This window comes from Agrobacterium tumefaciens, assembly GCF_005221385.1.
Lineage (GTDB): Bacteria > Pseudomonadota > Alphaproteobacteria > Rhizobiales > Rhizobiaceae > Agrobacterium > Agrobacterium tomkonis.
In genome coordinates this window covers 53,124-78,769 of the sequence record NZ_CP039903.1, presented here as the reverse complement: position 1 = coordinate 78,769, position 25,646 = coordinate 53,124, and the positions used below count along the sequence as shown (strand labels likewise).

The window sequence follows — 25,646 nt, the reverse complement described above, 5'->3', positions numbered from 1 at the left end:
TCAAAGCCCGATTTCATGCGCAAAAGGCGGATTTGCGCCAGCCCGCGAGACAGTGACCGCAGCGGCTTTTGCACCTAACGCCAAAGCTTTCCTGATCTGCTCTTCATTGAGCGTGGCAACCTGCGCCTTCGTCAGAAGGCCCTGCATTTTAAGCGAAGCGAGGATGCCCGCGTCAAAAGTGTCGCCCGCACCGACGGTGTCGACGACTTCGACCCGCTCGGAGGCCACTTCCACCTTGAGATTGGCGGTATACCCCACAGCGCCCTTGGCACCGCGGGTGACGACCACCAGTTTCGCGCCATGATGCAGCCAGTGGCGGGCAAGCGTATCCTCATCACCTTCCAGACCGAACCAGGCCAGATCCTCATCCGAGAATTTGACGATATCCGACATGGCGGCCATGCGGCGGATGCGGGCCATATGCGATTGCTTGTCCTTGATGAAACCGGGGCGGATATTCGGATCGAGCGAGATGACGCGGCTTTTATGCTCGCGCGTCATCAGGGCTTCATAGGTGCTGCCGCAAGGCTCCGGGATGAGGCTGATCGCGCCAAAATGCAGCGCCTCGCAATCGGCACCCAGTGCCGGAAGCTCGGCCTCAGTGATCATCCGGCCAGCGGTATTCTCGTCGTAAAAAGCGTAAGTCGCATGGCCATCCACCAGCTTGACGAAGGCGATGGTCGTGGGGCGCGAAAGGGTCGCGCAATAGCTGAAATCCACCTTGCTGGCGCGCAGCGTTTCCCGCAGGATATCGCCCATCATGTCATCGGAAAGGCCGGTGAAAAAGGCGGAGGGGACGCCGAGACGCCCCAGCGCAATCGCCGTGTTGAAGACCGCTCCGCCGGCATAGGGGGCAAAACCCGCCTCACCCAGCGTCGTCTGCCGGGGCAGCATGTCGATCAGGGCTTCACCACAACACAGGATCATTACGGTCCTCCTCAAAACAGCAAATCAAATGAACTTAAATCGATTTAGACGAAGATCGATCGGAAGGCCAGCCACAAGCCGGCTGGCCGCATCCGAAATCACGATTGCGGCAATTCGCTGACGCCGCCGTGCTTCGCAGACCAGGGCAGCGGATTGTCGAGGAAAGCTTCAACCCCCGACAGCGTCTTTTCATCGAACAGTTTTTCAGCCCGTGCGACAGCCAGAACATCGCGCCAGGTCGTCAGATAATGCAGCTTGACATTGCCATTGGCGAAGCGCGCTTCTGCCTCTTCGAAGATGCCGTAATAGAAGAGCGCGATACCGTGATCAACGATGCCGCCCGCCGCTCGGATCGCGTCGATGAAGGTAAACATCGAGCCACCGGCCGTCGTCAGATCCTCGATGACGAGAACGCGGGCACCTTCCGGCATATGGCCTTCGATCTGGGCGTTGCGGCCATGGCCTTTCGGCTTCTTGCGGCAATAGATCATCGGCAGGCCAAGGCGCTCGGCAAGGAAAGCGGCGAAAGGAATGCCGGCCGTTTCACCACCGGCGACACAGTCGAACTTCTCGAAACCGGCCTCACGCATCACCGCCGCCGCCGCGAAATCCATGGCTGCGGAGCGAATGCGCGGGAAGGAGATGAGCTTGCGCATGTCGATATAGACAGGGCTCTTCATGCCCGAAGCGAAGGTATAGGGGCTTTCGGAATTGAAATGGACCGCCTTGATTTCCCACAACATCTTCGCAACCAGTTCCGCAACGACGGTGCGATCGGTGAATGTGAAATGGTTCATAGGCGTTCTCCTTTTTCGGCCTTGGTTCATCGCTCCGAAAACCCGGATCGGTTTTCGGAAAGCACAAAGTCTTGGTTCAGTGTTGCAGGCATCCTCAGGCGGCGCCGGAATTTAAGGCGAATACCTGAAGACCATAACAAAACCGCCGGCAGTGCCGGCGGTCATTAAAAAATCAGCTTACATCCCAGTGGAGCGGGAACATCGGGTCAAACACCGTCACCGGCCCAGCACCCGTCTCGATCTTTTCGGGGAAGGAAACCGCTTCATCACGCTTGACCAGCGTGATCGTCTCTTCGTTCGGCGCGAGACCATACCAGGCGGGACCATTCAGCGAGGCGAAGGCTTCCAACCTGTCGAGGGCATTTTCATCCTCGAAGACATGGGCGAGACAGCTCATGGTGTTGATGGAGGTATAGATACCGGCACAGCCGCAGGCGCATTCCTTCAGCGGGTCCACATGCGGAGCGGAATCCGTGCCGAGGAAGAAGCGCGCATCGCCCGATGTCGCGGCAGCCCGCAGCGCCAGCCGGTGTTCTTCGCGCTTGGCGACGGGCAGGCAATAATAATGCGGCTTGATACCGCCAACCAGAATGGCGTTGCGGTTGATGATGAGATGGTGAGTGGTGATGGAGCCAGCCAGATTGGCCTTGGACGACTTGATATAGTCCACACCGTCGCGGGTGGTGATGTGCTCCATCGTCACCTTCAGTTCCGGCAGGCGCTGGCGCAGCGGTTCCAGAACCGTATCGATGAACACCTTCTCGCGGTCGAAAATATCGACTTCCGGCGTCGTTACCTCACCATGCACGCAGAGCGGCAGGCCAATCTTCGCCATGCGCTCCAGAACCGGCATCGCCCTGTTGAAATCGCGCACACCGCCATGGGAATTGGTGGTCGCACCCGCCGGGTAGAGCTTTACGGCGGTGATGAGGCCGCTTTTTTTGCCCTCTTCCACATCGTCGGCCTGCGTGTCCTCAGTCAGATAGAGGGTCATCAGCGGTTCGAAACGGTCACCCGCCGGGATCGCCTTGACGATGCGTTCGCGATAGGCGCGTGCATCGGCCGTGGTAACGACCGGCGGCACCAGGTTCGGCATGATGATGGCACGGGCAAAATGGCGGCTCGTATCCCCGATCACCCCTTCCAGCATTGCCCCATCACGCAGGTGCAGGTGCCAGTCATCAGGGCGGCGCAGGGTGAGCGACTTCATCGGGATACCTCGGAGCATGATGGAATTGCGCCCGCTTAGCATCTTTTGTCGCGGGAAAACAGCCGCCAGAGGTCATCGGGCGGCTGTAAATGTCATTTTTTTAAAGCCTGCCTCAGATGTTGCCGGCTTCCGGCCCCCAGACATCGGTCATGGCGAAGCCATCAGCGAAGGGGTCGAAGGGATCGAGGCCCACCTGGTGCAGGCCGAAGGTGAAGCCGCGCCCGGCAATGGTGGGAATGACGGCCGGGCGGCCCGCCACCTCGGTGACGGCGGAGAGGCCGACATCGAATTCCGAACCGATGATCGAGCGGGATTTATATTCGTCTCCCACCTTCACCTTGCCGCGCGCATAAAGCGTCGCAAGATTGGCGGAATTGCCGGTGCCGCAGGGGGAACGATCCGCCCGGCCCGGCCACATGGTGGTGCAGGTGCGGATGGAACCATCCGCATCCACATCGCGGAACATCACATAGGCAACGCCTGATATGGCGGGGATTTCCGGATGAACGACCGTCATTTCACGGTTGACTAGGTCCTTCAGAGTCATGCCGGCGGCAACGAGTTTCGCGGCATTGGCCTTCTCGATGGTGAGACCGATCTGGCGAACATCAACGAGCGCGTAAAAAATGCCGCCGTAGGAAATGTCCATCGTCACCTTGCCCCATTCGGGCGTTTCGATGCTGACATCCAGCTCATGCACGAAGGATGGAACCATGGTCAACTTGACCTTTTCACAGCGCCCGTCCCGGCAGGTGGCGGTGGCCTTGACCAGACCGGCGGCCGTTTCGAGAATGATGACAGTTTCCGGCTCCTGCATTTCTACCATGCCGCTTTCCAGAAGCGCGGTCGTTGCGCAGATGGAATTGGAACCCGAACTGGCATGCGCCTGATCCGGCTGGAGAATGACGAAGGCGGCATGCGCATCCGGATGCTTCGGCGGCAGGAGAAGATTGACCGATCCCATCGGCGTGCCGCGCGGCTCTAGTGTCAGAAAGCGGCGAAGCGCCTCGCCCTGCGGATCGGTATTCATCCAGTGAAGCTGTTCCGCCACGGTATTACCGGGAATTTTAGGCGCGCCGCCGGTGACGACACGGCCGATTTCGCCTTCGCAATGAACATCGAGAAGCTGGAGGGTGCGTTTCCAACGCATGGGTCTTACTCCGGAAGTTGGGTTGTTGACCCGACCATACAGATAAAAATACAAGCTGTATACAAATCTGCGGGGCGCGATGACAAAAACGCCTAACGTTTTCGCCACCCCCGCTCACATCTCAGCTTAACGGTTACGGCATTCCGCCCGCTTGCGATTGGCGGCGGCCTCGCAGTTGACCCTTGACGATTGAAGCGCCTGATCATCCACCACGGAACCGGCCGTATCGCCCACCGATCCGACAGTGTTCTCCATGGAGCGACCGAGCCGTTCCACCTGCCTGCCATAATTTTCCCGCGTGCGCGGATCGAACACCGCAATCGGTGCGCTGACCACCACGCTGGCTGCCGTTCCAACGGTTTGCGCAGCGCCGATGCTGACAGCACCCAGCGCCTCACCCAGACCGACATCGGAATCCGTCACCGTCTGGCCAGCAATCAGGCGGTCGCCGATCAGGCGGACGACCTCGGGGCTTTCGGCAAATTTACCGTGGTTCAGGCGATCACCGGATTGCAGCTTGGTGAGATCGAGAACGGTGATGCCGGCCTTTTCCAGCTGGCTGCTATAAGGCTCGACGGATGGATCGATCTGGCCGAGACGGTCGACATTGCCTGAGATACGGCGCGACAGGCTGAGTGCGCGGTCATCCTGCGAGACGAAAAGGGTGAATTTCGGCGGCGTCTTGCCAAGACTTGCGAATTGCCGGCTAAAGACGTCCACATCGAGATCCGGCGCGGCAAGAATGACATTGTTGATCTTCGGATCGACGCGGCCGTTACGGATTGCCATCTGGCGCAGCGCTTCCACCGCAAGCCAGGTGCCCATGGAATGCGCCATGACAGTGACCTCACCGATGGACTTGTCCTTGGCGAGACGCGTCAGCATCTCTTCAAGCGCATCGCGGGAGTAGTTGGTGCTTTCCTTGTCGTAATTATAGTCGAAAATGCTTGCTCGCGACGGCCAGGTGAAGACGACGGGCACAACATCCGTGCCTGAATCATGGACTATCTGGGCGAAGCGATAAACGGATTCCTCGTAGCGATTGTTGAAGCCATGCACGAAGACCAGCACGCGGCGGTCCTTCGCGATATGTTTACCGATCCAGCTTCTGGTTTCGGCTTCGGAACGAATAGGCTCCACCGCCACCGTGGTGAAATCCTTCAGCGGGTTCGGCGGCAGCTTTTTCGGCCATTGCACCTGCCCGACCTTGCGGTTGGCGTTGGGCGGAATCGAAATGGTGACGGCATCGACCTTCAAGCCCGTTCCACGCTCACCGCCGAAAAGCACGGCGGTGTTTTCCGATGGCGCACGCGTGGTGGCAACCAGAAGGTTGACCGGCGTCGTGCCCGCCACGGTCTGCCCCGTCGGCGTCATGACCCCGATGGGTCGCCCACCGCAGCCTGCGAGCAGGGCGACAATCGCAATTACGGCCACAAAGCGAAGGGGCATCACATCACTCTCCTACAACCCAGAGGCAGCCGGATAACAGCCAGGGGGAGAGGATTTTCTACCGGAGGCGGAACTGCCGCGCCAGCAACCAAAGCGGAGCAGCGCACACTTTCCGCCCCGGTGTGTCCAAACAGACCCAATTGCCGGGCGACGGGCAGGAAACTCCGTGGCCGGCAAAAGCGCAGGCCCTATTGCTGCGGCAGCATCGTTCCTCTTTCACGAAGTGTATTATGCCAGGAGAGCGCCTCTTCGATGAGATGCGGCGTGTGCCCGCCCCGCGCCGCCGCCCGCTGGTAATAATCCGTCAGCGCATCGCGATAGCTGGGATGCACGCAGTTTGCGATGACGACCGCCGCGCGCTCGCGCGGAGCGAGACCGCGCAGGTCGGCAAGACCTGTTTCGGTGACGAGAATATCCACATCATGCTCAGTGTGGTCGACATGGCTGACCATCGGAACGACGCTTGAGATGGCCCCGCCCTTGGCGATCGACTTGGTGACGAAGATCGACATATAGGCGTTGCGGGCAAAATCCCCCGAACCGCCAATGCCATTCATCATATGCGTTCCGCCGACATGGGTGGAATTGACGTTTCCGTAAATATCGAATTCCAGCGCCGTATTGATGCCGATGATGCCGAGGCGGCGGATGACCTCAGGGTGATTGCTCACCTCCTGCGGACGCAGGATCAGCCTGCTCTTGTAGTCGGCCAGCCGCGGCATGACCCGTTCGTTCATGGCGGAGGATAGCGTGATCGATGAACCGGAGGCGAAGGTGAGCTTGCCCGCATCGAAAAGCTCGAAGGTCGAATCCTGCAGGACTTCCGAATACATTTTGAGATCGTGAAACGGCGTATCGATGAAACCATGCATTACCGCATTGGCGATAGTGCCGATGCCGGCCTGGAGCGGCTGGAGTTCGTGGGTCATGCGGCCATGACGCACCTCGTTCAGCAGGAACTCGGTGAGATGGCCGGCAATCGCCTTGGTCTCGTCATCCGGCGGCAGCACCGTTGAAAAACTGTCGCTCTTGTCGCTCAGCACGATGGCGGCGATTTTTTCCGGCGGAACCGGAATGAATGGCAGGCCGACACGGCTGTCCGTCGCCACGACGGGAATGGGCATGCGGGTCGGGCGTTTGGCGGGAATGAAAATGTCGTGCAGGCCCTCCAGCACTTCGGGCTGCGACAGGTTGATCTCAACGATGACCTTATCGGCCAGAATGGCGAAGCTTGCGGAATTACCAACCGAGGTGGTGGGGACGATGCCGCCTTCCGCCGTGATTGCCACGGCCTCGACAATGGCAACATCGACGCCATGGATCTGACCGCCGCGCAGTTGCTCCACCGTTTCGGAAAGATGCTGATCGATGAACATCACCTTGCCGTCGTTTATTGCTTTGCGCAAAGCCGGATCGGACTGGAACGGCATGCGTCGCGCCAGCATGCCGGCCTCGACCATGGTCTTGTCGAGATCGTTGCCGAGGGAAGCACCGGTCATCAGGGTGATCTTCATGGGATGCGACTTGGCGCGCTCAGCCAGCGCCAGCGGCACGGCCTTGGCTTCACCAGCGCGTGTGAAGCCGCTCATACCGACAGTCATGCCATCCTGAATGAGACTGGCGGCCTCTTCGGCGCTGACGATCCTCTTCAGCAGGGACGCATTGCGGATACGCTTTTCAAGCATGCACTTCTCCATGATCTGCACTCACGATGGCACGACATCAAGCTGGCCATTTCTCTGGCGACTATGGCGTGCAGTTTCACCGATGAAACTGACATAGATCAAGGGCGCGATCGGGACCATGGCCTTAGTCCATCAAATCTCGCTCAGGAAACCGCAAGTGGTGCATCGGCGCTACAGGCCGCGGGGTCTTCGCGACATCGCCGCCTCGCCAATCGGAGAGCTTCCGTAGCATCGTATCGGCGGCGAAATATGATGAGGCGGGCAACCGCCCCGTCATATCGCCAAAAATCGCCCGTGATCAGGGGCCTTTACAGATGGGTGCCTGACCGAGGACAACCTGCCCCACTTCGGCATCATAGGCGCGCAGACCAAATGCACCTGTCGTGATGACCCGGTAACAGGGGTTGCCACCCGTCCAAAGTGGATCGAGAACATCGATATCGGTAATGAAACGATGCGCGCAGGCCTGACCGGAACTGTAGGCTATGCCATCTGACGTCGTACCAGCCATAGGCACATGGATGTGACCAAAGATGATATGACGCACACCGGCCGGGTGAGCCGCGAGGCGGCGCATGATGGCGCCATCATCATGCATGCCGATATGTTCGAAATGGCGGATGCCGCAATCCATCGGCGGGTGGTGGATGAACACCGTGACCGGCAGTTCGCCCGCGCTTTCCAGCGCACGCTCCAACCATGCCAGACGATCCGCGCCATACCTGCCGCCGATGACATCCGCTTCGTGGCTGTCGAGAAACAGCAGGCGGCCGAATTCGGTATCGATGAATGACTGGATATAGCCATTGTCGTCGCGCGGCTGTTCCGGGAAAGCTACAACGAATTCCGGACGTCGGTCGTGGTTGCCAAGCATCAGCCGCACGGGGACGGAGACGGGCGCGAGAATATCGCGCAGCAGTTCATAGGCTTCCGGCTCGCCGTAGTTGCAAAGATCGCCCGTCATGACAAGAAGATCGGCGTCGGCATGTTTTTCGACAATATCGGCCACCGCCGCGCGCAGCTGCTTTTCCGGATCGACGCCGTTTACAGCGATGCCGGGCGGTACGAGATGGGTGTCGGTGATCTGGATGATCTTCATAACAGGTCTTTCTGCACAAAATGGCTGCGGGAACGGATTTCCCCGCAGCCTCTTTCAGGGGATCTGCTTATTTCAGCAGGGCGTTGGTCTGTTCGACAACTTGCTTGAGACCGGCTTCCGGCGTCACCTCACCGCGCATGACGGTGCCGATGATGTCGCGCTGTGTGCGCCAGATGCGGACGGAATCACCACCCGGATAACCGGCCCAAGGCAGCGAACGGTCGGCCTGCAGCGAAGCGGTCTTCACATTCGGGTTCTCGACATAATAGGGAGCGAGGAAGTCCGGACCGGTTGCCAGCTTGTTGGTCGGCAGGTAACCGGTGATGCGAACGATGGTGTTCTGCGCTTCCGGACCGGTGATCCACTTCAGGTATTTCCAGGCAGCATCCTGCTTGGCTTTTTCCTGCGTCAGGATAACGGCAGAGTTGCCGCCGGTCGGCACGCCGCCCTTTTCCTTGTTGTCGAGCGGGAAGGTCGCCGTCTTCAGCTTGAAGCGGTCGCCAACCAGACCCTGGATCGTCTGAACATGGGCCGGGGTCGAGAAGATGAAGCCGGTGAGGCCTGCACCGAACTGCTGGCGCGACTGGTCCCAGTCGAGCAGGTTCTGGCCACCTTCGGTGACGAACTGGCGGGCCATCTTCAGGGCGTTGAGACCGATCTCATTGTCGAAGGCAACGGTCTTGGTCTTTTCGTCAACGAGCTTACCACCCTGTTCGAAGACCAGCGCCTGCCACAACCAGTCATCCGGCCAGCCGTTGATGTCGTAGCTCATGCCGGCAAACTTGGCATCGAGAGCCTTGATCTTCTTGGCGAGAGCGATGAGTTCCGGGAAGGTCGTCGGCATCTTGTCCGGGTCGCCGCCAGCCTTGGTGACGAGGTCGGCGTTGATGTAGATGATCGGCGAAGACGCGTTGACCGGCAGGCCGTATTGCTTGCCGTCGATCTGGCCGAGAGCGGCCATCTTCGGGCTGTAGTTCTTGTCGAGGAAGGCCTGACCGCCTTCAGCCTGGATGAACGGGCCGAGATCGGTGATCTGGTTGCGCGGTGCGAGCGTGTGCACCAGTTCCGCCGTCAGGTTGTAACCCGAGAAATAAACATCGGGCAGATTGCCAGTGACGGCAGAGCGCAGAACCTGCTGCTGGCCTTCGTTGTAACCGGCGGCCGGGGCAAGGAAGTTGATCTTCACATCCGGGTTCTTCTTCATGAATTCATCGGCCAACGGCTGATGGAACTTGGTGAAGCCCGGCAGGTTGTAGAGAACGTTCAGCGTGATTTCATTGGCCAGAGCCGGCTGTGCAAGGCCTGCAAAAGCCATGCCGAGTGCCAGACCGCTCACCACAGCGCGTCGGTTGAGTTTCATATCAGTCTCCAGAGAGGTTGGGAGGAGGAGTGTGAACGGCGTCACTTGACGCCGGTCATGGTAATACCGGCGATGAAGTGCCGCCGTGCGAGGAGGAAGCACAGCACCATCGGCGCGGTAATCAGTGTGGCGCCCGCCATAAGCGCACCGTAATTGGCGCCGGATTCGACGTCGGCAAAGAACATCATGCCGAGCGGCGGCGGGGCGAGATTGGTGTCGGAAACCACGATCATCGGCCAATAAAGGTCGTTCCAGTGGGCGACGAGCGAGAAGACCGAGAAAGCGGCGAGCGAAGGCAGCGAGCCGCGCAGGACGAGCCCCCAGCAAATTTCCATTTCCGAAAAACCATCCATGCGTGCCGCCTCGATGATTTCATCCGGGTAGCTGCGGAAGGACTGGTTGAACAGGAAGATTGCGAAGACCGAGAGGAAGAACGGCATCATCATTGCGAAATAGGTGTTGAGGAGCTGCGTTTTCGCCAGCCCGACGAAAAGCGGCAGCGCCAGCGCCTGAATGGGCACGCAGAGCGCCGCGATGACGAGACCCAGGAGCAGCTTGCGGCCCGGAAACCTGAGCTTCGCCAGTGCATAGGCCGCCGGAACCGAGGTCAGCACCTGAACAATGAGGATGCCGACGCAGACGATGACGCCGTTCAGCATGAAGCGCGCCATCGGCACCTGTCCCGCAGCCCGGGCATAGTTTTCCACCGCGTCGAATTTTTCCGGGATCGGCCAGAGCGAGACGTTGAATATTTCCGCCGGTGAGCGGATCGACGTCAGCATCATCCAGTAAAACGGCAGGAGCATCACGAATGCGCCGAGCGCCAGGACCAGATGCGGGAAATATTTGCGGAGAGCGCCCATCAGTAATGCACCTTCCGGTCCATATGCAGCGTCTGGCCTATCGACAGGACCAGCACGATTGCGAGGAAGATAATGGTCAGCGCCGCCGCATAACCGGTGTTGGAATATTCGAAACCCTCAAGATAAAGATCGAACAGCAGGGTTTCCGAACCGAAGCGGCCCTTGGTCAGCACGGCGACCGTCTCGAATACCTTGAAGGCCGAGATGGAGGTGGTGACCACCACGAACATGGTCGTCGGCCCAAGCATTGGCCATGTCACCGTCAGGAACCGGTCTATGGGGTTCTTTGCACCGTCTAGCCGCGCCGCCTCATGCAGATCCTTCGAAATGGCGGTAAGGCCGGCAAGGAACAGCACCACGTTGAAGCCCAGAACCTGCCAGATGCCGATCAGCGCCATGGTGGGAATGAGGAGGACGGGATTGGAAAGGAAGGCGACGGGTTCGAAACCCAGCCATTTGATCGCGGCATTCACCGGGCCGAGCGAAGGGTGCAGCAGGAATTGCCACACGGTCGCCATGGCGACGAGGGTTGCGGTGACGGGAAGAAAATAGGCGACTTCCCAGAAGGCACGGCTGCGCTTGCGATTATAGACGAGCAGGGCCACGCCAAGCGCCAGAAACACGCCGAAGGGGATGACGATGACCGCGTAGATGGCGGTATTCGTCAACGCACGCAGGAAAACCGGGTCCTGAAATGCTTTTACGAAGTTGCCGAGGCCGACGAAGCGCGTGGAGAGCGCGCCGAGCTGGTAATCCGTGACGGAAAACCCGGCGAGAACCAGCATCGGAACAACATAGATGGCTAGAAGCAGCAGGCTTGCAGGGGCGGCAAACATCAGGCCGCGCCAGATCATCCGCCGGTCCGCCTTGGACAGGCGTGGACGGGATTTGGCACGCGCGGTCATGGAAGCATCAACAACCGTCATGCCGGCACCCGTTCACGCACCGTCGTCTTGCGGCGCAGGCCATCGGCGGCAAAAAGATGAGCGCTTTCCGGGGTAAAACCGAGGTTCAGCACGCCATGCGCATCGGCCTCCAGTGCCTCGCCCGCACCCTGACGCAGGGTGATGGCGACCGTCTCGTCGCTGAGAAGACGGCAGCTGACGAAGCGATCCGCCCCGTGGGTTTCGCTGCGGACCACGCGCACGGCAAAACCTTCGGCACCCGGACGCAGATCTTCGGCGCGCAGACCGAGGGTCGCGGGGCCAGCGTCGCGAACTGCCGTGTCGATGCCCAGATCACGACCGAAAGCGGTGATCTTGCCGAGCGTATCGATTTCGACCGGCAGCAGATTGATCGACGGCGTGCCGATAAAGCGAGCGACGGTCAGCGTTGCAGGCTTCCGGTAAAGCTCATCCGGCGTACCGAGCTGCTCGATCCGGCCTTCCGACATCAAGGCGAGGCGGTCGGACATGGTCATGGCTTCGATCTGGTCGTGGGTGACGTAGATGAAGGTTGCACCCAGCCGCCGATGCAGCCCGGCCAGCTCCTCGCGCATATGGGCGCGAAGCTTGGCATCAAGGTTGGAAAGCGGCTCGTCCATCAGGAATGCGGCAGGCGAGCGCACCAGCGCCCGGGCGAGCGCAACACGCTGGCGCTGACCACCGGAAAGCTGCGCCGGTTTGCGGTCCAGCAGATGCGCGATCTGCAGGGTCTCGGCCGCCTGTTCGACGGCGGCGTCGATATCGCGCAATGTTTCGGCCGGCGCCATCATGCGTCCGATCAGCGGCAGACGCGCGGCAAACGGCAAACGCCGCATACGCAGCGGCGTCGCGATGTTCTGGCGGACATTCATATGGGGGTAAAGCGCGTAGGACTGAAAAACCATCGCCAGATTGCGGTCGCTCGGATCAATCTCCGTCACGTCCTGCCCGCCGATCGATACCGAACCGCGATCCGGCGTCTCCAGCCCGGCAATGATGCGCAGCAGCGTGGACTTGCCGCAGCCAGACATGCCGACGAGGGACAAAAATTCCCCGGGACGGATGGAGAGATCGATCTCTTTCAGAACATCGTCAGCCCCGAAGCCTTTGCCGATTCCTGAAAGCTCAAGTGATTGTGGCGTCATTCTGCGCTCCTTTTCTGGAGCGCATATGCTTATATTGTATGACAATATGACGAAGGTTTGCGGAAAGTTCGGTGACATCAAAAAGCCAGGCAAACCCGGCTCACCGCCAAGCGTTGTAATACGGGCTTTCACCAAAACCACTAATATGTAGGGGTTTATTCCCAAATATGCGAAGCTGGCATTTCTCGGCTTAAAACCGCCTTGGAGCACTCAGCTCCTAAAGCCATGGCGGGAATCACAAGCGACCTCATTTTGGCTAAAATCTCGCCGCTGCCATGCCGCACCTCAATTGCAGAGGCGGCGCAGTCGTGATGTCTCGAAATCGAACCCGCAAACGTGTCCGCTTCCAACATGACTTTTACTCTGGGCCATCTGGTGACCCAGAGACTTCGAGTGATTCGAAGTTTGTTGGGCGCGCAGAGCCTCGTCGCCGATGCAAGAATGGCAGCGCTCATGCGGAGCCAAACTATGCGGATGAGGCTGCGCCACAGCAACGATTGACTTGGGTCTTATCTAAAGTTTTATGGGAAGAGAAATGGCGCACCCGAAGAGATTCGAACTCCTGACCCCCAGATTCGTAGTCTGGTGCTCTATCCAGCTGAGCTACGGGTGCGTGCCGTTCCGGTCGTTTCCGGTGGCGTGGCGATCCTCTAAAACGTCCTCATTCCGATTGCAAGCGATTTCGTTTCGAAATTGTCATTTTTCCGCAGCAATTCATTTATCTCATTGATTACAAAAGAAATTCCATAGAGGCCGTTTTCGAAGCGGTGCACACTGCCCTTTTTCCAGCGGGCGCGCCGATGACTGAGGGCCGTTGGCTCAGGGAATTTTCAGGCGGTTCTGGCCGCCTGCACAGTGGCGGCGCGGTCAGTGATCTCAATGCGGAACTGCGTGCCTGGGCCGGGCTTCTCGACAAGTGCTATGGTGCCGCCATGGGCAAGCACCAGTTCGCGGGCGATGACGAGGCCGAGGCCCGTGCCGCCGGAGCGGGCCGATCCGCGGAAAGCGGAAAACAGGTTCTCCTTTGCTTTACGCGGCATTCCCGGCCCGTTGTCGTCGATGACGATGCTGACGACGCTGCCGGCCCTTTGAGCAGCAATGGACAGATGTCGCGGCACGGTATTTGTCGCATCCGATTGCAGGGCCTGAACGGCGTTGCGACAGAGATTGTGGATCACCCGGAACAGCTGCTCGGCATCCGCGTCAACGGTCAGATCGCTGGGCACGCTGTCATGAAACTCGATGCCGCTTTCCGGCTCAAGCGCCAGAATATCGCGCACATCCCGAACCAGAAGGCTTAAATGGACCGTCTTGCGTTTTGGGGCGCCCTCCGTTGCCTGCCCATAGGCCAGAACTTCACCCGTATAGGCCACGGCGCGGTCGATGGTGCGCAGCAGTTTCGGAGCGAAACTGCGGACCATCGGATCCTTGGCATCCACCAGCCGGTCCGACATGAGCTGCGCGGATGAGAGGATGTTGCGCATGTCGTGGTTGATCTTCGAAACGGCGAGGCCGAGATCAACGAGGTTCTTCTGTTGCCTGAGCGTTTTTTGCAGTTCCGTCTGCATGTCGGCGAGGTGACGCCCCGCAACCGCCAGTTCATCGGTCCCTTCCTCGGGCACGAAGATGCGCTCCGGATTGCCGGGATCTTCCGAGAAATGCTGCATGCCAAGCGTCAACCGGCGTATGGGCCGGATCATGATGCGGTTGATGGAGATAAAGATGAGGCCGGCGGTGATGAGTGACAGGACGATAGAGATCAGGAACACATTGCGCGCATAAGCGAGCATGGCTGCCCGCAGCTTGTTTTCGCCGAGCACCAGCTCGATGATGGTGTCACTGTCGCCGACGACATCGAAAACGCGGATGATGCGGTTGCCGCCGAACAGCAATGTGGAAAACGCATCCCGAACCGCCGCCAGCTGTGAAACATCGGAAAGATCATATTGCTCGTCCACCCCGGGTGGCGTTTCCGCCACCGCGAGCAGGCGCGACGTGCCGTCCTTGCGCAGCGCAATAAGCTTTGCCCCGGTTGCCATCAGCGTGTCGTTCTGCACGCTTCGTGGCAATTCAGCCTGCAAGCCGTCAATCACCGCGCCGGCGGCAGCCGCCGTGTTCAGGCGGTCACGCAGCCATGACAGACGCATATTGGCGACGGAAGGCACAAAGATCAGTACTTCGGCGATCATCACGAAAATGACCGTGAGCAACAGCAGGCGCCCCGAAAGACCAGCGGTCAATCCCGGCATGCAGTGCACCGGATTGTCCTCCGTGCGGTCCAAGCTGTCTACGCCTTTAGATAACACCTGGCCCTGATCCTATGCGCGCCGCCGCTTCGGTTGAACGGCTCGGTTTATATGCACGCATGATAATAGGACCTAACTGACATTTTTCCAATGCACTGCAAAATAAACGTTTTCATCGGCGCAAAAAACAAACGCCGCCCGAAGGCGGCGTTTTACGGATAGCGGGTCTCACGAGAAACGCAGATCGGCTTTCTCAGAACTCCTGCCAGTCGCCATGCGCCGGTGTGGCGGCCGGCTGGGCATTGAGGGCGCGGCTGACGCTGTTCATCAATTTGCGGGCCGGAGAAGCGACAGCCGCCGCTCTGCCGGATACCGCCACGGGTCGCATCGGCTGCTCGATCCGCGTGTGGTGCGGAGCATCCTCAGCGCCAACCTTGAAGCGCGACACCAGCGTCACGAGATGTCCCGCTTCATTGCTCAGCTTGTGGGTTGCGGCCGACGTTTCTTCCACCATGGCGGCATTGCGCTGCGTTACCTGATCCATCTGGTTGATCGCCGTATTGACCTCGTGCAAGCCGGTGGACTGTTCCCGCGCTGCAGTGGCAATCGAATGGATGTGGTCATTGATCGCGAGAACACGGGTCTCGATCTCGTTCAACGCGCTACCGGTTTTCTGCACCAGCGATACGCCGCGTCCCACTTCCTGACCGGATTTGGTGATCAGCGCCTTGATGTCCTTTGCGGCGGTGGCGGAACGCTGCGCCAGTTCGCGCACTTCCTGGGCGACGACGGCGAAACCCTTGCCCGCCTCGCCGGCGCGGGCAGCTTCCACACCCGCATTCAGCGCCAGAAGGTTGGTCTGGAAGGCGATCTCGTCAATGACGTTGATGATCTGGCTGATTTCACGGGAAGCGTGCTCGATGCGATCCATGGCGGAGACGGCATCGCGCACGACACTGGCGGATTCTTCCGTCTTCTGCTTGGTCTCGGCCACCATGGTGCTGGCTTCCTGCGCACGATCAGTGGAATTGCGAACGACGGCGGTGATCTCGTCCAGCGCGGCGGACGTCTCTTCCAGCGCGGCGGCCTGCTGTTCCGTCCGCTTCGACAGATCGTCGGCCGCCGAGCGCAATTCGTTTGCGTTGCCGCTGATGCCTTCCGTGCTGCTGCGCACCTCGCGCATCGTTTCCCGCAGCTTGGACAGCGTCTGGTTGACGTTGGCCTGGAGTTCGGCAAACACGCCGCGGAACTCACCGTCCATCTTTTCCGTCAGATCGCCGCGTGCCAGACTTTCGATGACGCGGCTGGTCTCCGAGACGCCATTATCTACCCCGGTGAGCAGCGCGTTGATCGTTGCAGCGAAACGGTTGAGGTTTTCGTCACCGTAATCCTTGTTGATGCGGCGGCTGAAATCGCCTCCCGCAGCCGCATCGACGACGATGGCCATGCCGGCCTGAAGATCGTCGCTCTTGGCGCGCATGGCGGTTTCCTGGGCGTTCATGCGGCGCACTTCGCGGCCGTTCTTCTTGAAGACTTCAACGGCCGCCGCCATTTCACCGATCTCGTCGTTCTGGCCGAGATAAGGCACATCCGCGTCCAGATTTCCGTCAGCCACGGCGTTCATCACTTCCGAAACCCTGCGGATGGGCGCGCTCAGCTGCCGGGCTCCAATATAAAGACCGAAGGCCGCGCCGGCCAATATGCCGCTGCCGGTGACGATGATGACCAGCCAGAATGTCGTCGTTACAAAACCGTCGATGCCGGCCTTGACTGCCTCAAGTTCGGCAATGTCATTCTTTACGACTGCATCGATTTCCGCCTGATAGGCTTTGCGGTTGGCCCGGTTCGCGTCGTTGTTGCCCTGCAGGTTGGCCGCCTGCGGGCTGGCCTCGCGGGCAAGCCGCGCGGTTTCCAGGCGGAACGCCTTGAATTCCTTGAAGCGGCTGGAGAGGTTATCAAAGGCCGCCTTCTGTTCCGCCGGAACGAGAGGGGTCCATGTGCCGATCAGCTTTTCCATGGCGTCAAGGTTCTTGACGATGCCATCCGCGAAGGGGGCGGCCTTTGCGATATCGGGGGCGGCGTAAACCCCGCGCGCCTCCATCACAACCGCGGTGACCAGCCGGTTGAGCGCCTCGCCCTTATAGGCGCGCTCTGCCGCCTTTTCATATGCGACCGTACGCACCCGGAATTCGCTGACCGCATAGATGGACAGTCCACCGATAGTACAGGCCACGAGGCTCATCAGCCCGACAAGAAGATTGATACGACCGCGAATTCTCAATTTCGTTCCCCCAACACAAGCCAGCCGCACGACGGAAAACAGGAAGCTGGCATAACTTTTCGCATCACAACATTTATCAATGCTGCGTTAAGAAAGAATTTCGGATTTTACCGATTGCCCGTTGGAATCAATCTCTATTGGCAGTCGGCGAAGGAGATGGCGGTGCGTTTTCCGCAAAAGGTGAACCGCGAAAACCCCTTCGGCAATTGACTTTGTTCGGCCTATGCCCTTATAAGCCGCGCACGCTCGGCCATTGAAAGCTCGCCCAGGCGGGGTTAGCCGTGCAAAAAACGAAACGCTCTTGCAAATAATTGCAAATTCAAGAAGGGCCGCACACCGCGGTATTAAATAAATGTCGAAGCGTACCTACCAACCGTCCAAGCTTGTTCGCAAGCGTCGTCATGGTTTCCGTGCCCGCATGGCTACCGCTGGCGGCCGCAAGGTTCTCGCAGCCCGCCGTGCGCGCGGCCGCGCACGTCTGTCGGCTTAATTGCCGAGCCTGTGGCCCGATGAAAGTCGCGGGCACATGAGCGAGACTAAAAAACACCCCGGCCGGCTTAAAAACCGGTCGGAGTTTCTTGCCGTTCAGGCAGGGGAAAAACGACGGGGAGGCACCTTTCTTCTGGAAGTGCTTGATCGGAAGACCCCGGAAACCGAACCACGGGTCGGTTTTACCGTAACAAAAAAACAAGGCAACGCGGTCGAGCGAAATCGCATGCGCCGCCGTCTCAAGGAAGCCGTCAGGCTTTCTGCCGGGGTCGCAATGAAGCCCGGTCATGACTATGTGATTGTCGCCCGCAGGGACGTGCTCAGTACGGCCTTCCCGAAACTTCAGTCTCTCCTTACCGAGCGCATTGAAGGAACGGCGAAACCGAAACGGTCCCAGGAGACCCGCTCCAGGAAAGAATGATGGAAAAGAACCGCAATTACTTCATCGCGATAGCCCTTTCGGTTGTCATCGTCCTCGCCTGGCAATTCCTTTACATGAATCCGCGCATCGAGCAGCAGCGCCGCGCCGAAGAGGCCCGCCAGGCGCAGCAGCAGACGACGCAGCAACAGCCGGCACCCGGTGCCGCACCCGGCGCAACCGTAGAAGGCGCACCGCCCGCATCCTCCACGCAGGCCGCCGCCACGGCGAGCCGGGAAGAAGCGATCGCCAAGACCCAGCGCGTCGCCATCGACACCAACGCCATTGCCGGTTCGATCAACCTGACCGGCGCCCGTTTCGATGACATCCGGCTCAAGGGCTACCATGAGACCGTCGATGACTCGAGCCCGATCATCACACTGTTTTCACCCTCCGATACCAAGGACGGTTACTTCACCGAGCTTGGTTACGTCGGCGCTGCGGAAGTCGGCGGCGTTCCCGGCCCGACGACGGTCTGGACCCTTGCGAGCGGCGACAAGCTGACGGAAACCACACCCGTCACGCTCACCTATACCAACGAAAAGGGCGTCGTTTTCTCCCGTACGGTGTCGATCGACCCACATTACATGATCTCGGTCGCCGACAAGGTCGAGAACCCCGGTCAGGCGGCTATTTCCTTTGCCACCTACGGCCGCGTGACGCGCAACAACAAGCCGGCGATCCCGCCCGTCTTCGTTATCCATGAAGGCTTTCTCGGTGTCTCCGGCAAAGACGGCAGCCTGACGGAAGAGAAATACAAGGACGTTGAAGAGGCGCCGGTAACGGTTGCCAAGGCGACCGGCGGCTGGCTCGGCATCACCGACAAATACTGGGCCGCGGCCATCGTTCCGCCGCAGACGACGCCGTTTGAAACCCGCTATTCGCACATTACGGGCAATCAGCCGAGCTATCAGGCCGATTTCAAGAGCGACACGATGACGGTCGAACCCGGCCAGTCCATCGAGCTGAAGAGCCTTGTCTTCGCCGGCGCCAAGGAAGTGCCGCTGGTCGACCGTTATGAAACCGAATATTCCATTCCGAAGTTCGACCTTCTGATCGACTGGGGCTGGTTCTACTTCATCACAAAGCCGATGTTCAAAATGATGGATTTCTTCTTCCGTTATTTCGGCAATTTCGGCGTGGCGATCCTGCTCACCACCATCGTCGTCAAGGCGCTCTTCTTCCCGCTGGCCAGCAAGCAATATGCTTCCATGGCGAACATGAAGCGCGTACAGCCGAAGATGGAAGAGCTGAAGGCCAAGCATGGCGATGACCGCATGGCCATGCAGCAGGCGATGATGCAGCTCTACAAGGAAGAGAAGATCAACCCTGTGGCCGGCTGCTGGCCGATGCTGTTGCAGATCCCGGTGTTCTTCGCGCTCTACAAGGTCATCTACGTCACCATCGAAATGCGGCATGCACCGTTCTTCGGCTGGATCCATGACCTTTCCGCGCCCGACCCGACATCGCTGTTCAACCTGTTCGGCCTTCTGCCCTACGACGTGCCGCACTTCCTGATGATCGGCGTCTGGCCGTTGATCATGGGCATCACGATGTTCCTGCAGATGCGCATGAACCCGACGCCGCCCGATCCGACACAGGCGATGATCTTCACCTGGATGCCGCTGATCTTCACCTTCATGCTGGCTTCCTTCCCGGCTGGTCTGGTCATCTACTGGGCGTGGAACAACACGCTGTCGATCTCGCAGCAGGCCCTCATCATGAAGCGTCACGGCGCCAAGATCGAACTGTTCGATAATCTCAAAGGGCTGTTCAAGCGAAAGCCGGTGCAATCGAAATGAGTGAAACCGGCCCGGCAACCGAAAAGCCCCTTTTCGGGCGACCCTGGATATTCATTCGCGGCGTTCCCGCGATGAAATTCCTGCCGCCCGAAGGTCCGCCGGAGATTGCTTTTGCCGGACGTTCGAATGTTGGCAAGTCCTCGCTCATCAATGCATTGGTGGGCCACAAGGGACTTGCCCGCACCTCCAACACGCCCGGCCGCACGCAGGAACTGAACTATTTCGTTCCGGAAGGTTATTCCGGCGAGCCGGGCGACCTGCCGCCGATGGCGCTGGTTGACATGCCAGGTTACGGCTATGCGCAGGCACCAAAGGACCATGTCGATGCCTGGACGAAGCTTGTCTTCGACTATCTGCGTGGCCGCGCGACACTGAAGCGCGTTTACGTGCTGATCGATTCCCGCCATGGCATAAAGAAGAACGACGAAGAGGTACTGAGCCTGCTCGACAAGGCGGCTGTTTCCTATCAGGTCGTGCTGACGAAGACGGACAAGATCAAGGACGTCGGTGTCCCCCGACTGATCGGCGAGACGCTGGAGAAAATCCGCAAGCGCCCCGCCGCCTATCCTGAAGTTCTCGCCACGTCGTCGGAAAAATCCTTCGGGCTGGACAGCCTGCGCGCCGAGATCGTCAGAACCGTCTCGCTGTAAGAGGCTTCCGCCCTTATCCTCAGGCGACGGTAAAAAGCAGAACGGCGGTCCACAGCATCGCCGTCAATGCCAGAAGCCGCCAGAAACGCACCGAATGCCAGACCTCCAAAAGCATGGCGGCGAACATGCTGCCATTGCGCAGAGGCTGGCTTTTGAAAGGCAGGCCTGATCGGGTTGGATCCCTTTCAAGCAGTGCAGCGACGGTCGCCTTTTCCCGATACTCGGTTTCCGCCAGATTATCCCGCCAGCGCCTGACCATGGCGGCGAACTGGCGGTCGCGTTTGACGCGTTTGGCAAGCTCCGCCATGCTTTCCGGCGGCAGGGCACCCAGCACATATTCGCCTGCGAGCACTTCGTCCCGCAAACCGCTTTGCTTGTCTCGATCCTGTGCCGTCATAGGTCTTCAAACTCCTCGGTCGTCCGGGCAGCATCGTTTCACGATGCGCGACACGTCCCTGTCGCCCTGCTGAATAACCCCTCCCCTGCTGTGAACAAGGCTGGTCCGATTGGTGCTTTATGTCAATCTTATTACGCGCTTTGCGCCGCTCAAAAACGGAATTTTACCAGGGGCAGACACAATAAGGCCCGGAGGTTATTTCATTCGTCAAAAGCAGACATCCGCCTGTCCCTGCAAACGTGCCGGCATGTCCAATCCATGCATCCTGCACCGCAAAAATCGATTCCGATTTCTGCACCGATGCTGTAGAGCGATGAAAGGCTCTTTTGGGCCGCAACCACAGACCGAGGTTTTTCCATGACTTCTTCCGAAAGCGAAACTCAGGCGCGGCTGCTTGCACAGGCTCTGCCCTTCATGCAGAAATATGAGAACAAGACCATCGTCGTAAAATATGGTGGTCACGCCATGGGGGATTCGACACTCGGCAAGGCTTTCGCGGAAGATATCGCCCTGTTGAAGCAGTCCGGCATCAATCCCATCGTCGTCCATGGCGGCGGCCCGCAGATCGGCGCGATGCTGACGAAGATGGGTATCGAATCGAAATTCGAGGGCGGCCTTCGCGTCACCGACGCCAAGACCGTCGAGATCGTCGAGATGGTTCTGGCCGGTTCGATCAACAAGGAAATCGTCGCGCTCATCAACCAGACGGGCGAATGGGCTATCGGCCTTTGTGGCAAGGACGGCAACATGGTCTTCGCCGAAAAGGCGAAAAAGACCGTCGTCGATCCCGATAGCAATATCGAGCGTGTTCTCGATCTTGGTTTTGTCGGTGAAGTCGTGGAAGTCGACCGAACACTGCTCGATCTGCTCGCCAAGTCCGAGATGATCCCGGTCATCGCCCCCGTCGCTCCCGGCCGCGATGGCGCCACCTACAACATCAACGCCGACACCTTTGCAGGTGCCATTGCCGGCGCGCTCAATGCGACGCGGCTTTTGTTCCTGACCGACGTGCCGGGCGTTCTTGATCGCAACAAGGAACTCATCAAGGAATTGACGGTTTCCCAGGCACGCGCGCTCATCAAGGATGGCACGATTTCCGGCGGCATGATTCCGAAAGTCGAGACCTGCATCGAGGCCATCAAGGCAGGCGTGCAGGGCGTGGTGATCCTCAACGGCAAGACCCCGCATTCCGTGCTTCTGGAAATATTCACGGAAGGTGCCGGCACGCTGATCGTGCCCTGATGCGATTTAATGTGGCGGGCGGCCAGCCTGTCCGCCACAGACGACGTTTCAGCCGAACACCAGAAGCGACAACACCCCGACGACAATTAACAGGCAGCCGGAAAGTTCGAGCCTGTTGATCTTCTCCTTGAAGAACAGCACGGTCGAGGCGAAGGCAAAAAGCATCTCCACCTGCGCCAGCGCCTTGACCACGGCGGCCTGCTGCAAGGTCATCGCGGTGAACCAGCCGAAAGACGCCGTGGCACCCACGAAACCGACAGCAAGCGACGGTTTCCACGCCTTTGCAATGCGCCGTAACTCGTCCCTCTGCCGCCAAACGATCCACAAGAACATCGACACTGTCTGCATCACGATAACGATGACGAGGGTATAGCCCGCCTGAACCACCGCATCCGGCGTCGGCAGGCTGGGCGCGAGCGCCAGTGACGCCGAACGATAAGCAACCGATGACAGGCCGAAAAATGCGCCCGAAGCGAGGCCGATACCGGCGGTACGGCTGAAGATGGAGGTGAGAATGGAAGCAGGCGTCACTTCCGTACGGGCCACCGAAATCAGCATGACTCCGGCCACCGAAACCGCAATGGCCGCCAGTGTCCCGCCATTGATACTTTCACCGATAAAAACAAGCGCGAACAGCGCAGCCTGCGCCGGCTCGGTGCGGGAATAGGCCGTGCCGACCGCGAAGTTGCGGAAGGAAAACAGGTGTACCAGCAGGAAAGTTGCGGCGATCTGCGCCATGGCCCCGACCGTCGCCCACACGGCGAAAGACATGTTCGGCACCGGCAGCGGCCGGCCTAGCCCGAAATGCAGAAAGGCGAGATAGGCAAGAGCAAAGGGCATTCCGAACACGAAGCGCACGAAGGTTGCGCCCGTGGTGCCCATCATGCCCTTGAGGTGTTTTTGCAGGGTCGAGCGCAGGTTCTGCAAGAACGCGCTTGCAAAGGTTATGCCTATCCAGAGTTCCATGGTTTGGCGGTATCATGCGCTGCAGGCCCCAGCCAAGCCCGATTTTCTCGCCAATCGTCGTCTTTTCGATTTTCTTCGGCATTCGAAACGGGCATAAAGCAGGCCATGGACACAAAGCCGAAAAACCTGCCGGATGCCGCCGATTTCGCCCATGTGAGCGAATGGGTCTTCGATCTCGACAACACGCTCTATCCGCATCACGTCAATCTGTTTTCACAGATCGACCGCAACATGACGGCCTATGTTGCGGAGCTTTTAAAGCTCGACCCGGAAGAGGCCCGTGTGCTGCAGAAGCGTTATTACCATGATCATGGCACCACGCTTCAGGGGCTGATGATCAATTACGGCATCAGCCCGGACGAGTTTCTGGAACGCGCGCATGCTATCGATTATTCGGCGCTGAAACCCCATCCGGAACTCGGCGAGGCGATCAAGGCGCTGCCGGGCCGCAAGTTCATACTGACCAATGGCAGCGTCAAGCATGCGCAGGCGGCCGCCGGCGCTCTCGGCATTCTCGACCAGTTCGAGGATATTTTCGATATCGTCGCTGCCGGTTATCTGCCGAAGCCGGCCAGCGCGACCTATGAGAAATTCGCAGCACTTGCGAAACTCGACACGAAAAAAGCAGCCATGTTTGAAGACCTGCCGCGCAATCTTGCGGCACCCAAGGCGCTCGGCATGAAAACCGTGCTGCTCGTTCCCTCCAATCTTGAGGGTGTCATCATGGAGCGCTGGGAAATTCCCGTCGAGACCGATGCGCATATCGACTACATCACCGACAATCTGACCGGCTTCCTGACGCGAACCATCGCCGGCTGACCGCGATAGCCGAGTTACGTCGCAACATTACCGAAGCTTCATCCACCTTACCGATGTTTAAGTGGTGAGGTTCGGTTGAGATCATTATCTTTTCTTCAGGGACACCAAAGAAAGGTAATGACGATGATGACCACGCGAAAAATCGCCCTCTCTGCTCTTGGCGCAGCCCTTGTGCTCAGCACGGCCGCAACGGCGAGTTTCGCCGCACCCGGCAAAGGCCATAAGGATCGCATGCCGATCCGCCAGGAAGCTGCCTTCATTCACCTCCTGAAGGTTGCCGATACCAATAAGGACGGCAAGATTTCGAAGGAGGAATTCGCCGCACGGCAGGATGCGCTTTTCACCGAGATCGACAAGGATAAGGACGGTTCGATCACGCCGAAGGAAATGCGTGAATATCGCCAGGCGAAAATGGAAGCTTTCCGCGCCGCCAATCCGCGCCCCGAGCGTGAGAATGCCAAAGCCGACGAAGGCAAAGGCCCCGAAGGCAAGCGCGCCGAACGCGACCATGGCGGCCGTTCCGGTCATCAGGGCTGGGGCAAGCATGGCGGCAAGGGTGCAGGCCTGGGGATGCTCCGCTGGGCCGATACCGACGAGAACGGTCAGGTCAGCAAGGCCGAATTCACCGCAGCCGGCGAAAAAATGTTCGAACGGCTGGACAAGAACAAGGATGGCGTCATCTCCATTGATGACATGCCGGACCGCCCGTTCCTTTGATCCGATAACGATAAAGCCCGCTCAAAAGGCGGGCTTTTATCTTTGTTTTGTCGCATCTCCGGACGTAAAATTGCTATGCGCTTTTACTGGAAATGCTCTAATGCAGGCTGACGGTTTTGAGGTCGTCTTCGGCCGCCTTGAAAAACGTGCTTGAGCGGTTGTCGGTCAGGAGGATCGGCGTACCATCCGCACCAAACAGCGCCCAGAGATCCAGTTGCGGATCGAGATCAGGCGCTTCCGGGAAACAGCGGCTTACGTCTTCCGCACGGATCTTGCGGATATATCCCACTTCTCCCTCGCCGATATGGGCGAGCTGGGATCGGGTGAGACGCGCATGCGCTTCTTTTAAAAGCATATTTCAGCCTCCTTCTTCACGCCGAGCGATTCATGTCCGATTCCGGCGTTCACGTTCTACTCTGAGACGGAAATATTAATTTTCTTTACCACGTTCGAAATTTCAGGCCGCACCAGATCGATGGAAAGAAGGCCGTTGCGCATGCGCGCTTCCCTGACCTGCATGCCATCGGCAAGCACGAAGACCCTCTGGAACTGGCGCGCTGCGATGCCTCTATAAAGGAAATCCCGCTTTTCCTGTTCCTGCTGGCGACCGCGAATGACAAGCTGGTTGTCGGCTGTCGTCACATCCAGATCGTCCTGCGAAAACCCGGCAACAGCGATGGTGATGCGCAGGCGCTCCGGCACGTCTTCGGCCCCGGGCAGGCGTTCGATGTTATAGGGAGGATAGCCGTCATTGGCCTTCGCCATGCGCTCCAGCGTTTTTTCCATGGCATCAAAACCCAGCAAAAGCGGGTGGGTGAATGGCGTCATGCGGCTCATATCTTTTCTGTCCTTGCAACCAAGCGACGTTTTGCGGTCCCGCTTCCGGCAACCTTGCCGGTCAATCGTACCGGCTGAAACAATATGGGAAGCCAAACCGCGATGCGCAAGACGCGAGACCGGCGCGAAGGGCACGCCGCGGAATGAGCTTGACAAGTGAGCATCCGCCGCTCG

The 25,646-nt window shown here is 59.1% G+C and carries 24 protein-coding genes and 1 tRNA gene; 7 read left to right on the top strand and 18 right to left on the bottom strand.

Translation table 11 applies throughout. From position 1 onward, the window contains the following. The 14 genes from CFBP6623_RS00390 to CFBP6623_RS00320 form a co-directional block, all read right to left on the bottom strand. A complete protein-coding gene (locus CFBP6623_RS00390; protein ID WP_046799378.1) occupies positions 1 to 927 on the bottom strand; it encodes a carbohydrate kinase family protein in 927 nt (308 codons plus the stop codon). Positions 928 to 1,025: 98 nt separating this feature from the next. Beyond that, entirely contained in the window at positions 1,026 to 1,724 is a 699-nt protein-coding gene (locus tag CFBP6623_RS00385) for an orotate phosphoribosyltransferase (protein ID WP_006310650.1), read from the bottom strand. Between the two features lie 172 nt (positions 1,725 to 1,896). Then, complete coding sequence (gene pyrC / locus CFBP6623_RS00380) at positions 1,897 to 2,934, bottom strand: dihydroorotase (protein WP_046799377.1); 1,038 nt, start codon at positions 2,932 to 2,934, stop codon at positions 1,897 to 1,899. A 112-nt stretch (positions 2,935 to 3,046) separates the two neighbouring features. Continuing rightward, entirely contained in the window at positions 3,047 to 4,084 is a 1,038-nt protein-coding gene (locus CFBP6623_RS00375; RefSeq protein WP_052820263.1) for a 4-hydroxyproline epimerase, read from the bottom strand. A 126-nt stretch (positions 4,085 to 4,210) separates the two neighbouring features. Next, positions 4,211 to 5,533 carry an alpha/beta hydrolase gene (locus CFBP6623_RS00370; RefSeq protein WP_046799375.1) on the bottom strand — a complete coding sequence of 441 codons (1,323 nt, stop codon included), beginning with the start codon at positions 5,531 to 5,533 and terminating at the stop codon, positions 4,211 to 4,213. Between the two features lie 188 nt (positions 5,534 to 5,721). Continuing rightward, positions 5,722 to 7,218 (bottom strand): acetyl-CoA hydrolase/transferase family protein, encoded by a 1,497-nt coding sequence (locus CFBP6623_RS00365; protein ID WP_046799374.1) that lies wholly within the window; start codon positions 7,216 to 7,218, stop codon positions 5,722 to 5,724. 298 nt (positions 7,219 to 7,516) lie between these two features. Beyond that, positions 7,517 to 8,317: a phosphodiesterase gene (locus CFBP6623_RS00360; protein ID WP_062654285.1), complete on the bottom strand. Its 801-nt coding sequence runs from the start codon at positions 8,315 to 8,317 to the stop codon at positions 7,517 to 7,519. 67 nt (positions 8,318 to 8,384) lie between these two features. Further along, a complete protein-coding gene (locus CFBP6623_RS00355; RefSeq protein ID WP_046799372.1) occupies positions 8,385 to 9,677 on the bottom strand; it encodes an ABC transporter substrate-binding protein in 1,293 nt (430 codons plus the stop codon). 41 nt (positions 9,678 to 9,718) lie between these two features. Beyond that, complete coding sequence (locus CFBP6623_RS00350; RefSeq protein ID WP_046799371.1) at positions 9,719 to 10,540, bottom strand: carbohydrate ABC transporter permease; 822 nt, start codon at positions 10,538 to 10,540, stop codon at positions 9,719 to 9,721. Then, complete coding sequence (locus tag CFBP6623_RS00345; protein WP_080842363.1) at positions 10,540 to 11,466, bottom strand: carbohydrate ABC transporter permease; 927 nt, start codon at positions 11,464 to 11,466, stop codon at positions 10,540 to 10,542. The genes CFBP6623_RS00350 and CFBP6623_RS00345 overlap by 1 nt, the downstream gene beginning before the upstream one ends. Continuing rightward, positions 11,463 to 12,608, bottom strand: coding sequence for an ABC transporter ATP-binding protein (locus CFBP6623_RS00340; RefSeq protein WP_167379168.1), 1,146 nt, complete (start codon positions 12,606 to 12,608; stop codon positions 11,463 to 11,465). Before CFBP6623_RS00340 ends, CFBP6623_RS00345 begins: the two co-directional genes overlap by 4 nt. Before the next feature lie 536 nt (positions 12,609 to 13,144). Beyond that, positions 13,145 to 13,221, bottom strand: a tRNA-Arg gene (locus CFBP6623_RS00335). Positions 13,222 to 13,438: 217 nt separating this feature from the next. Continuing rightward, on the bottom strand, positions 13,439 to 14,857 hold the full coding sequence (locus tag CFBP6623_RS00325) for a sensor histidine kinase (protein WP_052760228.1): 1,419 nt from the start codon (positions 14,855 to 14,857) through the stop codon (positions 13,439 to 13,441). Between the two features lie 250 nt (positions 14,858 to 15,107). Further along, complete coding sequence (locus CFBP6623_RS00320; protein ID WP_046799367.1) at positions 15,108 to 17,135, bottom strand: methyl-accepting chemotaxis protein; 2,028 nt, start codon at positions 17,133 to 17,135, stop codon at positions 15,108 to 15,110. Positions 17,136 to 17,487: 352 nt separating this feature from the next. Between CFBP6623_RS00320 and rpmH the strand changes: the two genes are divergently transcribed. The 4 genes from rpmH to yihA are packed head-to-tail and all read left to right on the top strand — an operon-like array spanning position 17,488 to position 20,494. Next, the gene (gene rpmH / locus CFBP6623_RS00315) at positions 17,488 to 17,625 is read left to right on the top strand and encodes a 50S ribosomal protein L34 (RefSeq protein ID WP_003493611.1); all 138 of its coding nucleotides are present in this window, start codon (positions 17,488 to 17,490) and stop codon (positions 17,623 to 17,625) included. Between the two features lie 36 nt (positions 17,626 to 17,661). Next, positions 17,662 to 18,045, top strand: a complete 384-nt coding sequence (gene rnpA / locus CFBP6623_RS00310) for a ribonuclease P protein component (RefSeq protein ID WP_046799366.1) — start codon at positions 17,662 to 17,664, stop codon at positions 18,043 to 18,045. Further along, positions 18,045 to 19,844 carry a membrane protein insertase YidC gene (gene yidC, locus CFBP6623_RS00305; protein ID WP_046799365.1) on the top strand — a complete coding sequence of 600 codons (1,800 nt, stop codon included), beginning with the start codon at positions 18,045 to 18,047 and terminating at the stop codon, positions 19,842 to 19,844. The genes rnpA and yidC overlap by 1 nt, the downstream gene beginning before the upstream one ends. Further along, a complete protein-coding gene (gene yihA, locus CFBP6623_RS00300) occupies positions 19,841 to 20,494 on the top strand; it encodes a ribosome biogenesis GTP-binding protein YihA/YsxC (RefSeq protein ID WP_046799364.1) in 654 nt (217 codons plus the stop codon). Before yidC ends, yihA begins: the two co-directional genes overlap by 4 nt. A 19-nt stretch (positions 20,495 to 20,513) precedes the next feature. Here yihA and CFBP6623_RS00295 read toward each other — a convergent pair whose 3' ends face one another. Further along, positions 20,514 to 20,891 (bottom strand): hypothetical protein, encoded by a 378-nt coding sequence (locus CFBP6623_RS00295; protein WP_046799363.1) that lies wholly within the window; start codon positions 20,889 to 20,891, stop codon positions 20,514 to 20,516. Positions 20,892 to 21,248: 357 nt separating this feature from the next. Here CFBP6623_RS00295 and argB point away from each other — a divergent pair, with 357 nt between their 5' ends. After that, positions 21,249 to 22,133, top strand: a complete 885-nt coding sequence (argB, locus tag CFBP6623_RS00285; protein WP_046799362.1) for an acetylglutamate kinase — start codon at positions 21,249 to 21,251, stop codon at positions 22,131 to 22,133. Between the two features lie 48 nt (positions 22,134 to 22,181). Here argB and CFBP6623_RS00280 read toward each other — a convergent pair whose 3' ends face one another. After that, a complete protein-coding gene (locus tag CFBP6623_RS00280) occupies positions 22,182 to 23,099 on the bottom strand; it encodes a DMT family transporter (protein ID WP_046799361.1) in 918 nt (305 codons plus the stop codon). Between the two features lie 105 nt (positions 23,100 to 23,204). Here CFBP6623_RS00280 and CFBP6623_RS00275 point away from each other — a divergent pair, with 105 nt between their 5' ends. Beyond that, the gene (locus tag CFBP6623_RS00275) at positions 23,205 to 23,918 is read left to right on the top strand and encodes a pyrimidine 5'-nucleotidase (protein ID WP_046799360.1); all 714 of its coding nucleotides are present in this window, start codon (positions 23,205 to 23,207) and stop codon (positions 23,916 to 23,918) included. A 126-nt stretch (positions 23,919 to 24,044) separates the two neighbouring features. Then, complete coding sequence (locus tag CFBP6623_RS00270; RefSeq protein WP_408606474.1) at positions 24,045 to 24,635, top strand: EF-hand domain-containing protein; 591 nt, start codon at positions 24,045 to 24,047, stop codon at positions 24,633 to 24,635. A gap of 97 nt (positions 24,636 to 24,732) precedes the next feature. Here CFBP6623_RS00270 and CFBP6623_RS00265 read toward each other — a convergent pair whose 3' ends face one another. Together CFBP6623_RS00265 and CFBP6623_RS00260 are read right to left on the bottom strand one after the other, a co-directional pair. After that, positions 24,733 to 24,990, bottom strand: a complete 258-nt coding sequence (locus CFBP6623_RS00265) for a DUF1150 family protein (protein ID WP_003493591.1) — start codon at positions 24,988 to 24,990, stop codon at positions 24,733 to 24,735. 56 nt (positions 24,991 to 25,046) lie between these two features. Then, positions 25,047 to 25,472, bottom strand: a complete 426-nt coding sequence (locus tag CFBP6623_RS00260; protein ID WP_046799358.1) for an Hsp20 family protein — start codon at positions 25,470 to 25,472, stop codon at positions 25,047 to 25,049. Between the last annotated feature and the right edge of the window lie 174 nt (positions 25,473 to 25,646).